Genomic DNA, 13,256 nt, shown 5'->3' with positions numbered 1-13,256 from the left:
CCGGGTGGCAGCGAGGCACCCGCTATATGCAAGCGCCTCGCAGTTGCAGTTCGCTAACACTGGCAGGGGGTGCGGTCAATTCCCCCGTTGGACACTCCGTGCGGTACATGGAGGCCCGAGTGGTTGCGCGCGGCGGCGGGCCGTTGGTTGATGTCGGGATCGCCGGGTTGGCCAATACGGGGGATCGAAAGGTCCGGGCTGATCCGGTCACCTGTGGCTGCCGAATGGGCTTCGCCGCGGGCGTTTCGATCAGGCGGCTAGCCGATCGGGGGTGGCGCCGAACAGGAAGTCGATGTCCTCGGCATCCATGGTGGGCAGCGCCGTGCCGTCCTCGCTGAGTGCCAGGGTCGCCAGCGCGGCCTTGCGCTCTTGCAATTGCACGATGCGTTCCTCCACCGTGTCGGCCGCGATCAATTTGTAGATGAACACCGATCGGGTCTGGCCGATGCGGTGTGCGCGGTCGGAGGCCTGGTCTTCCACCGCCGGATTCCACCATGGGTCGTAGTGGATCACGGTGTCGGCCGCGGTCAGGTTCAGTCCGCGGCCGCCGGCCTTGAGGCTGACCAGGAACAGCGGCACCTCGCCGGCCTGAAACGCGGCAACCGGCTTGGCTCGGTCGACGGTATCGCCGCGCAACTCGACAAAGCCGATGTCGGCGGCGGCCAACGCCGGCTTGATCAGGTCGAGCATCGAGGTGAACTGCGAGAACAGCAGGATGCGCCGGCCTTCGGCGATCATTTCGCAGACCATCTCCAGCAGGTCGGCCAGTTTGCTGGATGACCCGGTCAAGCGGGCCGAGGCGAGTTTGACCAGCCGCGGGTCGCAGCAGACCTGGCGCAGCTTCAGCAGCGCGTCCAGCACCAGCATGTGGCTGCGCGCCACGCCGTTCGCGGCGATGCCCTGCGTTACCCGTTCATGCATCGTGGCGCGGATGGTTTCGTAGAGTTCGCGTTGATCGGGAGCCAGCGTGATGCGACGCAGAATGGTGTGTTTCGGCGGCAGTTCGCTCGCCACCGCCGATTTGGTCCGACGCAGGATGAACGGGCGGATGCGGGTCGCCAATTGGCCGCGCCTGACCGGATCGGCATCTTTCTCGATCGGCGTGCGGAAGCGTCGGTTGAAGCTTTTGCGCGGACCGAGCAGGCCGGGCATCAGGAAGGCGAACTGGGACCACAGCTCGCCGAGGTTGTTCTCGATCGGGGTGCCGGACAGGCATAGGCGGTGGCTGGTGTCGAGCCGGCATACCGCGTGGGTCGCCTTGGCGGTCGAGCTTTTGATCGCCTGCGCTTCATCCAGCACGACCATGTGCCAGTTCAGGCTCGCCATGTCCTCGATATCGCGTGCCAGCACGGTGTAGGTGGTGATTGCGATATGGGTGCCGGCCAGGTCGCGGCGTTTTTCGTGCCGGTCCAGGCCGTGCAGCACCACCACACGCAGATGTGGCGCGAAGCGGGCGAGTTCCGCTGTCCAGTTGGTCACCAGGCTGGTCGGCACCACCACCAAGGCAGGTCGATCGAGCCGGCCGGCGGCTTGCTCGATGACGATGTGGGCGATGGTTTGCGCGGTCTTGCCCAATCCCATGTCGTCGGCCAGCAGGCCGCCCTGGCGGTTCGCTGCGAGGTGTTGCAGCCAGTTGACGCCCTGCTGCTGGTACGGCCGCAGGCTGGCTTTGAACTGCGCCGGTATGGGCGCGGGTGGCATGTCGCCGACCGGGCGGAAGCGGGCGACGTGCTCGATGATCATGGCGCCGTCCTGCCAGCGCGTGGTCACCAGATCCTCGATATCGAGCACGCTGGGGGCGGCGGCGGCGTCCAGCACCATGGTGTCGCCGACGTCGCGGCCGGCGGCTTCGATCAGGTCCTCCATCACGGTGAGCAGGCACGCGATGCGGTCGGCGGGCAGCTTCAGGATGCGGCCGTCGTCGAGGCTGGTGACGATTTCGCCGTCGATGATCCGCGCCGTTGCCATGCCGCCGTGATCGCGCAGCCTCGTCAGGATCGGCAACAGCGGATGGCGGGTGCCGTCGATCTCGATGCCGAAGTCCAGCGAGAAGGCGCCTAGCGGGGCGTCGGCGACGCGCAGGTCGCAGAGACCGACCGATTGCACCATTCGTGGCCCGAAATCGGTGTCGATGCGTTGGCGCCAGCCAAGCGCCTGTAGTGCCCCGAGCCGGTCGGCAATGAACCCCTGCCAGGCCTCGGCGGCGTCGCGGCCGCGGAAGGCGAACACTTGCCGGCCTTTTTCGGTCTGGCCGGTGGCCATCCGCATCCGCACAAAGCCGTCCTGGCGCAGGACGTCCTGAGCGGCGGCCTCTGCGTTGCGATCGCGGCGCACGAACAGGTCGGTTCCCGGGTTGCCGGGGTCGCTGGTTCGGATGAACTGGCGGTCGTCGTCGAAAGCGACCAGGGCGCCGGCATAATCGAATTCAAGCAGCAGCGCGTCGAGTTGCTGGATGTGGCCGAACTCGTCGGGGCAGGGGAAGCGGGTCAAGCGCAGCACCGGCGTTGCCGGCCGATCGACGATCACCTGCGCGCCGACCTCCGCGTTCGGAAGCCGACGGCTCGGGCGATCGACGCGGGGGGGCGTGGATGACGCAAACGCTGGCCTGGGTGGGGGCGCCGGCGGCCGGATGCGGAAGCGGGCGATCGCGCCGGTCGAGGCATCGACGTACCATGGCCCCGAAGCGGAGACGACGACCCCTGAGCGGGGCGGCAGCGAGGCGGTAGCGGCGGAGTCGAACACCCGGGTCTCGCCCCTGACAAGGCGCCGGCCGCCAGCGTGCCAGCGGGCCTGTCCGCTTTCAATCAGCGCCTCCAGCACGTCGTCGACCAAGGTCGCCGCTACCCCGGTGCGCGGTGTGTTGCCCTCGCCCAGCAAGTAGGCGAGATCGCGCAGCTTCGCCTCGGCTCGTTCGTCGCCGGCGATCTGGCGCGGCGTCGTCGGGGCAGCGATGCCGGTGCGTTGGCCAATGAGCAGCGTCGTGACCATGCAGGCGTCCGGCGGTTCGGCGGCGGCCAACCCGAAAACCAGTCGCTGGCGCTCTTTCTCCGGCGCGGCGGTGGTCAACGTGTCGAGGAAGGTCTGCTGTTCCGGCTTGCGCAGGACAGCGAACCGGTCGAGCGCGGCGAACGCGGTCGCCGCCTGATGGACGCAGCCGGGGACACCACAACTGCATCGCTGGTCGAATATCACTCGGCGCCCGAGCAGCGCGGGCGTGATGGTTACGCTGTGGACGACTCCGTTATCTTGCACCAGGGAGGCGATGGTCTCGCCCTCAAGCCGCACATCCACGTTGTCGGCGACACCAAGACCGCGACCCCGGGTCAGGATCCGGTCATCGAAGATGCGCCCGAGGTCTTGTGACGAGAACGGTGTTGGCATTGGCGTGGTCGGCCTCGGGCGCTATCATGGCAGCCGACTCGGCTCGAGCCGGTTGGAAATTGAAACGCCCGATTTTGGCGGCTATTGCAAGACGTGAAATTTTGCAGCGCACCCGCCGGTGCTGAAGCGCTCCGGGTCGTCTCACGACACCAAGCCGCCGTGCGGCATATTCTGCCGAAGCGCGGAACCCGGCCCTTATCGGGTCCCGCGGACACATTACGCTGTGGAAGAAGACGCCTCGGTCAGCGCCTCGCCAAGCGACTTGATCTTCTCGGCGGTCTTGCCGTCCGCGCGGCCGGCGATGGTGACAGTCTCCTTACCCAGCTTGGCGATGAGCTTCTTGACCGCCTCGCCGTCGATCTCCTTGGCGTGCAGGTGGTGCTTGAGGCTCTCCAGGTCCTTGACGATGGTTTTGGTACCGCTGACCTCGACTTTTTCCAGCGTCGCTTCCCATCCCTCGATGTTCTTGACGGCGGCGGAAATGGTGAAGTTTTTCACCCCGTCCTTGATGTGCTTGATGGTCGCTTCGAACTGCGGCATGCGGTGCTCCTTCTGGTTTCAGCGCGGCACGGCCTGATTTCAGCGCGCGGCACCGACGTGTCGAGAAGCAAACAGACCCGACCGCGTTGCACGGGGGATCGCGCAATCATTGTTCAACCGGAGCGGCCCTTGGCACGGACCGGTCTATACAGTCCTTCCGCAGCGTGCGCGTCATGAGGACTGCCGAGGCTGATCGGAGCATCTGATCGAAACGGCTCGGTGGGCGCGGACGATCGTGATCAGAACGCCGCTTCGTCCATTTCCATCATCGCGCTCTTGCCGGCTTTGATGGTGACCAGCAGGCCGCCGACCTGCGGCAGGATGCGCTCCATGTAAAACCGGGCGGTGGTGAGCTTGGCCTTGTAGAAGGCGGCGTCGCTATCCGGCCGGCTCAGTTTCCCGGCCGCGACCACCGCCGATCGAAGCCACATGAAGCCAAGCGCCACCAGGCCGAACAGGCGCAGATAGTCGGTGGCGGCGGCGCCGGCTTCCTCGGGATCGGCCGCACCGGTTGCGGCGATCTGACCGGTGGCGAGTTGCAGGGCGCCGAATGCCTTGGCAAAGCCCTTGACCATGTCGCCGAGTTGCGGGTGGGCGCTGTGGGTCTCGATGAACTCGTTGACCGGGTGGAAGAAAGTTCGCAGCATCCGTCCGGCCCCTTGCGGCAGCTTGCGGCCGACCAGATCCAGCGCCTGGATGCCGTTGGTGCCTTCGTAGATCATCGAGATGCGGGCGTCGCGGACCAGTTGTTCCATGCCGTTGTCGCGGATGTAGCCGTGGCCGCCATAGACCTGCATGCCGATATTGGTCGCTTCGAACCCGAGATCGGTGAATAGCGCCTTGACCACCGGCGTCATCAGCGCGGTGAAATCCTCGGCCCGCTGGCGTGCCTGCGGGTCGTCGGAGCGCTGTAGTTCGTCGAGTTGCCGAGCGACCCAGCCACCGAGTGCGCGGCAGCCTTCGGTGTAGCCGCGGATGGTCAGCAGCATGCGGCGGACGTCGGGGTGGACGATGATCGGGTCGGCCGCCTGGTCGGGTGTCTTGACGCCGCCGAGGCCGCGGCCCTGGATGCGATCGCGGGCGTAGGCAACCGCGCTTTGGTAGCTGGTCTCCGCGACGCCGAGGCCCTGGATGCCGACCGACAGACGCTCACTGTTCATCATGGTGAACATTGTCGCCAGGCCCGTGTTTGGGGTGCCGACCAGCCAGCCGGTGGCGTCCTCGAACGTGAGTTGGCAGGTGGCGGAGCCCTTGATCCCCATCTTGTGCTCCAGCGCGGTGCAGGTGACACCGTTGCGCGCGCCGGCGCGGCCATCCGCGGTGGGCAGGAACTTGGGCACCAGGAACAGGCTGATGCCGCGGCTGCCGCCGGGTGCGTCGGGCAGCCGGGCCAGCACCAGGTGGATGATGTTCTCGGTCAGGTCGTGCTCACCGGCGCTGATGAAGATTTTCGTGCCGCTGATCGTGTAGCTGCCGTCCGGTCGCGGTTCGGCGCGGGTGCGCAGCAGGCCCAGGTCGGTGCCGCAATGGGCCTCGGTCAGGCACATCGTCCCCGACCAGGTGCCGTCCACCAGCTTCGGCAGGTAGGTGTTCTTGAGTTCGTCCGAGGCGTGACTGGCGATCGCCTGATAGGCGCCGTGGGTCAAACCCGGGTACAGGCTGAACGCGAGGTTGGCGGAGCAGATCATCTCCTCGACCAGCTTGTTCAGGCTTTCCGGTAGGCCCTGGCCGCCGTATCGCGGGTCGGCGGCGAGCGCAGTCCAGCCGCCTTGGCGGAAGGTGTCGTAGGCTTCGCGGAAGCCGTCCGGGGTGCGGACGACGCCGTTTTCCAGCACGCAGCCGATTTCGTCGCCGGGTGCGTTCGTGGGCAGCAAGACCTGCTCGGCCACCTTGGCGGCTTCGTCCAGGATGCTGTCCATCAGTTCGGCGGACACGTCCTGCAGCCCCGCCAGTTTCGTCAGTGCGCTGCTGTCGTGCAATTCGTGCAGGACGAATCGCATGTCACGAAGCGGCGCCTTGTAGGTCTGCATCGGCTCACCTGTTGATGGGAGCACCGCTGGGTTCGGTCGGTTCGTGCCGACCCAGAGGTGCGCGGGGCGATGCCAGCTTACACCGCTTCCGCCATCTTGTTCGCCTCGATCTTGCGCCGAGCGGCCTCGCGGCGATCGTCGAACTTGGCGAGCCGGCGGCGGGGGTTGGGATGGGTTTCGTTTTCCGCCTCGCCGGGCCGTTTCTGGCTGCCGGCCCAGCCGTGCGCGGCGATGTCGAAAATGATGTTGGAAAGGTCGGTGTGCTTGACCTCGTAGCCGTGCGGATTGTTCGGATCGCCCATGATCCACTTGCCGCCGGCGGCGCGGGCCTGTTCACCGGACACGATGACGTCATCGACCCAGAACCCGATGTGGTGGATGCCGACGAAGTCGACGCCGGTTCCTTGTGAGGCTTCGTCCGACTTGAAGTGCAGAATTGCCAAGTTGACGACGCCGTCGGTCAGGAACACGCCCTCGGCCAAGGGGCCGTCGATTTCCGCGACTTCTTCAAGCCCGACCGTGGCTTTGTAGTATTCCGCCGTTTCCCACGGGTCCGCGACGCTCAGCGCGACGTGGCGTAGAAACCCCTTGCTCTTCACCGTCATGGCTTCGGCTCCCTGGATTATTATCGACCATCGAGTGTGCCTCACCGTTCGGGCGTAGGGCAAGTTAGCCGTCGCAAGGGTGGTGCGCAGTTTAAATTTCCGGTCAGGTGCAAAGCGGACTTCAGATGATGCCGTGCTTCCTCAGAAGCGCCTGCTCATCACCCGACACCCAACAGAAAACCTTCGGCGCCCCCTCCAGCTTCTGGTCGAGGTAGTGAACATCGAAGTCTATCGCTACGTCCCGCTGATCCTTGCGGGCATAAGTTGCCGTCCAAGCAACGCTGGCCATGCAATGATGGTCATCTATCGGAGAGAGGCGGACATTGCGTATCCGCATTTCTTTCGTCCCTATTGCTCGATAGTGCGCATAGCCTCGCGCCATGACCTGCTTGAATTGATCGTCGTTCTTTCCGGTCATCATCCCAGCAGGCGAGGCCGCTATGAACTCCGCAGCATATAGCGCCTCGACCTCATCCATGTCTATGTCGCTTCCGAGGGACCGGTTGGAAACGCGCTCGTATCTCTTGAAGAGCTTCCTTACGCTGGTTTCCATCATTTGCTGTCCAAGTGCGCTATCGCCTGTATGGGTCGGAAGCGAAATCCAAAATGACAGACTACCGTCCCAAGGTGTGGCTGGCGTTGCCGCGGGTCGGATGTCAGGCCTGCTTGCGCTCGATCAGGCTGCGGCGGATCTTGCGGCCGCGTTCGACCTTGTCCTCGATATAGGCGGCATCGCCCCAGCGCACCGCGCGGGCCATGGCCTGCGCGTCCTCCATGAAGCGCTGCAGCATTTCAAGCAGCGCCTCGCGATTGTTGAGGAACACATCGCGCCACATCACCGGGTCGGAGGCGGCGATGCGGGTGAAGTCGCGGAACCCGGAAGCGGCGAAGTTCACCACTTCCTGGCGGCTTTCATCCGCCAGATCGTCGGCGGTGCCGCAGATGGTGAATGCGATCAGATGCGGCAGGTGCGAAACGATCGCCAGCACCCGGTCGTGGTGGGCGGGTTCCATCCGTTCGGTTTGCGCCCCGCAGCGCCGCCACAGGTCCTCGATCCTGGCGATCGCGGCCTCGTCGGTGCCGGGAACCGGGGTCAGCAAGGTCCAGCGGCCCTGGAACAGTTCGACGAAACCTGAATCGGGGCCGGAATGTTCGGTGCCGGCGATCGGGTGGGCGGGCACGAAATGCACCCCGGCCGGCACCAGCGGGCCGACATCGCGGATCACCGATTGCTTGGTCGATCCCACATCGGTCAGCACCGCCCCCGGCGCCAGATGCGGCGCAATCCGAGCCGCCAGGTCGGCGAAGGCGCCGACCGGAGCGCACAGCATGACGCAGTCCGCACCCTGGACCGCCGCGGCCGGATCCAGTTCCACCCGATCGGCGATGCCAAGCTGCAACACCCGGTCCAGCGTCTGGCGGGTGCGGGCGTTGACGACGATCTCGGCCGCGATGTCGCCGCGCAGCCGCGCGATGCGGGCGATCGAGGATCCGATCAGCCCCACGCCCAGCAATGTGAGCCGCTTGAAGACCGGATCAGCCACGGGCTTGCCGGGTAAATTCGGTGAAGGCATCGACCACGAGGTCGACTTCCTCGGCGGTGCCGACGGTCACCCGCAGACAGTGGGGCAATCCATAGCCGCCGACCTTGCGCACGATGATGCCGTTGGTGCGCAGGAATGCATCGGCCGCGTCCGCGGCCTGGGTGGTCGCCAGATCGACCAGGACGAAATTGGCTTCGCTGGGCCACACCTTCAGCCCAGCAGCCTCGATCCCGGCGGCCAGTTTCGGCCGGTATTCGGCGTTGTGCGCGCAGCCTTTCTCGACCCAACCCGGTTCGCCCAGCGCGGCGATCGCGGCGGCCTGCGCGGCGATGGAGACGTTGAACGGTCCCCGCACCCGGTTGAGCACGTCGACGATGGCCGGCGGCGCGTAGCACCAACCGATGCGCATCCCACCCAGGCCGAAAACCTTTGAGAACGTGCGGGTCATCACCGTGTTGGCGGTGGAGTCCACCAGCTTGATGCCGGCGTCGTATGCGGGATGGGTGACGTATTCGGCGTACGCCGCGTCGAGCACCAGCAACACCTCGGGCGGCAGCGCGGCTCGGAACCGGGCGACGTCCTCGGCCGGCACCATCGATCCGGTCGGATTGTTCGGATTGGCCAGTAAGATCAACCGCGTCGCCGGGGAGACCGCGGCCAGCATGGCATCCAGGTCGGCGGTCAGATTACGCTCCGGGACTTTTATCACTCGGCTGCCGGCGTAGGTCCCGGCGATGTGATAGATGGCAAAGCCATGCGCCGACATGATGATGTCGCGTCCCGGACCGCCATAGGACAGGCAGAACTGGTACAACAGGTCGTCGGACCCGGCGCCACAGACGATCCTGGCCGGGTCCAGTCCCCATCTCTTTCCAAGCGCCGCCCGCAGGGAGTCGGCGCCCCCATCGGGATAACGGTAGGCCTCGGCCGCCGCAGCGACGATCGCCGCTTGGGCCGCGGGCGGCACGCCGAACGCACCCTCGTTCGATGACAGTTTAAGCGTTCGATTGGCGCCCGGCAGTTCGGATTCGCCGGCGATATAGGGCTGGATGCGCAGGATTTCCGCGCGCGGGGCTGGGCTGTTCACCGAACCGGTGTCCCAACCGGCAGCGCGTAACATCCGAGCACGATCGGATGCCGCGGCAGCGGGCGCAAATGCGTCAGCCGAGGATCATCGTCGCCCAGGTAACCTTCGACCTCGACCAGGACATCGGCGATCGGTGATCCTGGGCGGCGGAGCACCAGCATCGACCGCTGCGCCAATCCTGCCTTCGACATTGCGCTGGATAAACCAGCCGGGGTGAGGTCGTCATCGCATTGCAAGCCGACAAAAGAGCGATCCGCGCCGCTGGCGTCGGCCGGAGTCGCGGCTACCACCAAGGCTTGCCCCGAGGGTGCTCCATCCGGGCGCGGCGCCCAGAACGGCAGGCGGCCGATGATGTGCGCTGGCGATTGCCGATGCAGCAGCGCCAGCCACCAGGTTTCGGTTGCGGACGGATATGGCAGCACCGCCACCGAGGCAGTCCGCTGGCTGACATCCTGCAGGGCTTCATCAGCGGTTGCGCGTGCGCGCAAAGGTGTTAGCGCGCCGAAGTGCTCGCGCGCCAGTTGGGTCAATTGAGCTGCTTGATCACCGTCGCAGACGGAAAGCGAGAATCCGCCCTGCATGGCGGTTGTGCCGGCCAGCAACTCGCGCCAGATCCGCACCACGGCGGCGGACGGCAGTGCGCCATGATGGCGGCCCAGCAACCGCCGGATGATAGAGGCTTCGCGTCCCGGCCGGAACGCCGCCGGTTTGGCCGAGCGGGCGACGTATTCCACGATCCCGGCGCGCTGCATCAGCAAGTCGTGCAGCGCGTCGTCGATACGGTCGAGTTCGGCCCGCAGTGCCGGCAGATCACCGCTGCGCCAGCCGTCCACCGGAGCGGGTTCCGCGGCGTCGGCGGCAGCCGGGTCAGACGCGGCGGGCGAAATATCGGCGGTCGATACGGAACTGGACATTATTCTCGCCGTTAAGGAGGGTGGCCTACTTAGCGCACGATCGCGCCGAACGGAACGTGCGCGCGGAGGATCGTGCGATCGAACATGTTGCTGGACCAGGGTCAGCGCGCGCGGTCGGGCAGCCGACGGTCTAGCGGATGCGGATCGGTCTGCAAACCCATTCGGCGACGGCCACCGGTGCCCGGTTGCGAGCGGCGTCGGCAGGTCCTATGCAATCGCCGCGATGGATCAGCCAACCACCCGCGCGGACCCGGCGGAAACCGCCCGTCACAGCCACGTCACATTCGATGATGGGATCATGCTGGAGTGCGGCACGACGCTGCGCCATCATACTATCGCTTACCGCACTTACGGCACACTGAACGCGGCACGCTCGAACGCGGTCCTGGTGTGTCACGCTTTGACGTTGGACCAATACGTCGCCGAGGAACATCCGATCACCGGGAAACCGGGCTGGTGGGATAGCGTGGTCGGTCCCGGGCGGCCGCTGGACACCAACCGCCTGTTTGTCATCTGCCCCAATGTGCTCGGCGGCTGCATGGGCAGCACCGGGCCGCTGAGCTATCGCGAACTGGCGGACGGAACCGCGGCCGATGAACCCTGGGGCACCGAGTTCCCCCCGGTGACGATCCGCGACATGGTGCGCGCGCAGAAACGCCTGATCGAGCATCTGGGGATCGAGCGGCTGTTCGCGGTAATCGGCGGGTCGATGGGCGGCATGCAGGTGCTGCAATGGGCGGCGCTGTATCCCGATGCGGTGTTCGCTGCCCTGCCGATCGCCACCGCATCCTACCACTCGGCGCAAAACATCGCCTTCAATGAGGTCGGGCGGCAGGCGATCTTCGCCGATCCGGACTGGCAGAACGGGCAATATTGGCGGACCGGCCAAATTCCTGCTCGTGGGCTGGCGGTCGCCAGGATGTGCGCGCATATCACCTATCTGTCCGAGGAGGCGCTGAGCCGCAAGTTCGGCCGCCGACTGCAGAATGCTCCCAAGGACAGCACCGAGGCGATCAACCTGTTCGGCGAGATGTTCGAAGTCGAGAGCTACCTGCGTCACCAGGGCAGCACCTTCGTGCAGCGCTTCGACGCCAACAGCTATCTGACGCTTACCCGAGCGATGGACTATTTCGACCTCGGCGCCGACGTCGGCGGTGATCTGGCCGCCGCGTTCAAAGGGTCGCGCACCCGGTTCCTGCTGGCGTCGTTCAGCTCCGACTGGCTGTTCCCGACCGAGGAGAGCCGATCCGCGGCGCGGGCGCTGAACCGCGCCGGCGCCAACGTGTCGTTCGTGGAGTTTCCTACCGACAAGGGGCACGACGCGTTCCTGCTGGAGGAGCCGGACTTCCATCGCACGCTGGCTGGCTTCCTGCGCGGATGCGCGATCCATGCCGGGTTGGCCGCGGCGGAATGAGCACGCTGGATCCGATTCGGTTCCTGGCCAAGAACATGCGGGTCGATCTCGCGCTGATCGCCGGCATGATCGCTCCGGGTGCGCGCGTGCTGGACATCGGCTGCGGCGACGGAACACTGATCGACCATCTGTTCCAGACCAAAGGCTGTGACGCCCGCGGCATCGAGATCGACATGGCCGAGGTGACCCGCGCGGTGGCGCATGGCCTGCCGGTGATGCAGGGCGACGCCGATGTAGATTTGGCGCATTATCCCGATGGTCTGTTCGACTACGTCGTGCTGTCGCGGGCGTTGCAAGCGGTGGAAAAGCCGCGCGCGGTGTTGGGCCAGATGTTGCGCATCGGCACCCGCGCGGTGGTCAGCTTCCCGAATTTCGGCCATTGGCTGGTGCGCTGGCAGTTGCTGTCCACCGGCCGGATGCCGATGACCGCGACCTGGGACCGGCCGTGGCACGAAACCCCGAACATCCACCCCTGTACGATCCGCGACTTCTTCGTGCTGTGCGAGGAAGAGGGCTATGTCGTCGAAGCCTGGCTCGCCGCCGACGATGGTGGGCGGCGCTTGCCGTGGCGCCGGTTCTCCTGGCTCGCCAACCTGTTCGGGGAGCAGGGCGTGTTTCTGCTGAGGCACCGATAGGGACCTTGGTATGCCGCTGATCGGGTCGCGGCGAATGGACGCGCTGGCGTCCCGGCCACCGCGGCGGCGGTCTCGGCGCATTCGGCTCGCGGTGCTGATCTCGCTGCTGATCCACGTCGTGATCGGTGTGCTGCTGCTGGTGACCGTGCGGCGGGAAGAGAAGTCGGAAATGCTGCCGCCGCCCGCGGCGGTGACGATGCTGTTCGACACCGGACGCAAGACCGGCCCGACACTGCCGAACCCGCAGCTTCAGGCCAAGCCATCGACTCCGTCGAACGCGGCTCCTGAGCAATCTCCGCCGCCGTTGCCGGTGCCTCCGGAGCCGCCGCCGCCGGAACCTGCGGCGCCTGCGCCGCCTGCGCCGGCACCGCCTGGGCCGGCACCGCCTCCGGCACCGACGTCTGCGGTTCCGACGCCGTCGGCCCAGGCGCCGCCTGCTTCCGTGCCGCCGGCCCCGACGCCTCCGGTTCCGCCGCCGCAGTCAGCGCCTGAACCGGCTCCGGCTCCATCGCCGCCGGCCCTTGAGCCGGCACCGCCATCCCCGGCCGCACCGCCCGCGGTCCGGCCGCCGCCGATGCCGAAGGCGCTCCCAGTCCGACCGCCGCCGCGGCAGGCGACGCCGCAAAAGCCGCCCGATTTTCCGGCGCCGATGAATTTCAGTTTCGGCAAGCCGCAGTTGGCATTGCGCGCGCCGGGTCGCTCGCCCCCGGCACCGCACATCCCCGGCACCATCGACATGTCGCTAGGGTCGGCGGCCCGGGGTTCGGCCGACGACACGCCGTTCTCGGACCGCGATAAGGATCGCGAGGGTGCCGACTGGCGCAACGCGCTGAGCCGATGGGTCGCCGAACATGCGTATTATCCGACGGAGGCGCGGCGGGACGGCGAAGAGGGCGATTCGAAGGTCCGCGTCGTCGCCGATCCAAATGGGCGCGTCAAAATGGTCGAGCTGATCGGAAAGTCGGGGTCGATGTGGTTGGATCTGGCTCTGTTGTCCTTGTTCCGGGACCAGATGATCCCGGCGTTGCCGTACGGCACCAAGGAGCCGATCGACTTCAATTTTACGATGCACTACGTGCTGATCCGGCCACGGTAGGGTCGGCCGG

Annotated in this window: 11 protein-coding genes; 3 read left to right on the top strand and 8 right to left on the bottom strand. The window is 66.3% G+C overall.

What is annotated here, in order from left to right:
* Positions 1-249: 249 nt before the first annotated feature.
* The 8 genes from ACQY4T_RS21175 to ACQY4T_RS21140 form a co-directional block, all read right to left on the bottom strand.
* Positions 250-3,381 (bottom strand): SNF2-related protein, encoded by a 3,132-nt coding sequence (locus ACQY4T_RS21175; RefSeq protein WP_428534725.1) that lies wholly within the window; start codon positions 3,379-3,381, stop codon positions 250-252.
* Positions 3,382-3,597: 216 nt separating this feature from the next.
* On the bottom strand, positions 3,598-3,921 hold the full coding sequence (locus tag ACQY4T_RS21170) for a hypothetical protein (protein WP_428534723.1): 324 nt from the start codon (positions 3,919-3,921) through the stop codon (positions 3,598-3,600).
* Between the two features lie 239 nt (positions 3,922-4,160).
* Positions 4,161-5,951, bottom strand: coding sequence for an acyl-CoA dehydrogenase C-terminal domain-containing protein (locus ACQY4T_RS21165; protein WP_428534721.1), 1,791 nt, complete (start codon positions 5,949-5,951; stop codon positions 4,161-4,163).
* 77 nt (positions 5,952-6,028) lie between these two features.
* Positions 6,029-6,556 (bottom strand): VOC family protein, encoded by a 528-nt coding sequence (locus ACQY4T_RS21160; protein WP_428534719.1) that lies wholly within the window; start codon positions 6,554-6,556, stop codon positions 6,029-6,031.
* Between the two features lie 121 nt (positions 6,557-6,677).
* Positions 6,678-7,034: a hypothetical protein gene (locus ACQY4T_RS21155; RefSeq protein WP_428534717.1), complete on the bottom strand. Its 357-nt coding sequence runs from the start codon at positions 7,032-7,034 to the stop codon at positions 6,678-6,680.
* Between the two features lie 178 nt (positions 7,035-7,212).
* On the bottom strand, positions 7,213-8,130 hold the full coding sequence (locus tag ACQY4T_RS21150) for a prephenate/arogenate dehydrogenase family protein (RefSeq protein WP_428534715.1): 918 nt from the start codon (positions 8,128-8,130) through the stop codon (positions 7,213-7,215).
* Positions 8,093-9,187 (bottom strand): histidinol-phosphate transaminase, encoded by a 1,095-nt coding sequence (gene hisC / locus ACQY4T_RS21145; RefSeq protein WP_428534713.1) that lies wholly within the window; start codon positions 9,185-9,187, stop codon positions 8,093-8,095. Before hisC ends, ACQY4T_RS21150 begins: the two co-directional genes overlap by 38 nt.
* Complete coding sequence (locus ACQY4T_RS21140; protein ID WP_428534711.1) at positions 9,184-10,101, bottom strand: chorismate mutase; 918 nt, start codon at positions 10,099-10,101, stop codon at positions 9,184-9,186. The genes hisC and ACQY4T_RS21140 overlap by 4 nt, the downstream gene beginning before the upstream one ends.
* Before the next feature lie 223 nt (positions 10,102-10,324).
* On the opposite strand from ACQY4T_RS21140, the gene metX reads away from it, so the two are divergent.
* From metX to ACQY4T_RS21125, 3 genes are read left to right on the top strand one after another with little or no spacing between them, the layout of a single operon-like run.
* Positions 10,325-11,515 (top strand): homoserine O-acetyltransferase MetX, encoded by a 1,191-nt coding sequence (gene metX, locus ACQY4T_RS21135; protein ID WP_428534709.1) that lies wholly within the window; start codon positions 10,325-10,327, stop codon positions 11,513-11,515.
* 35 nt (positions 11,516-11,550) lie between these two features.
* Positions 11,551-12,150 (top strand): methionine biosynthesis protein MetW, encoded by a 600-nt coding sequence (gene metW, locus ACQY4T_RS21130; protein WP_428543019.1) that lies wholly within the window; start codon positions 11,551-11,553, stop codon positions 12,148-12,150.
* Positions 12,151-12,160: 10 nt separating this feature from the next.
* Complete coding sequence (locus tag ACQY4T_RS21125; RefSeq protein WP_428534707.1) at positions 12,161-13,246, top strand: TonB family protein; 1,086 nt, start codon at positions 12,161-12,163, stop codon at positions 13,244-13,246.
* Positions 13,247-13,256 lie beyond the last annotated feature (10 nt).

The organism is Rhodopila sp. (assembly GCF_965277825.1).
Classification (GTDB): domain Bacteria; phylum Pseudomonadota; class Alphaproteobacteria; order Acetobacterales; family Acetobacteraceae; genus Rhodopila.
The sequence above is the reverse complement of the archived record's forward strand: the minus strand, read 5'-3'. Positions and strand labels throughout refer to the sequence as shown.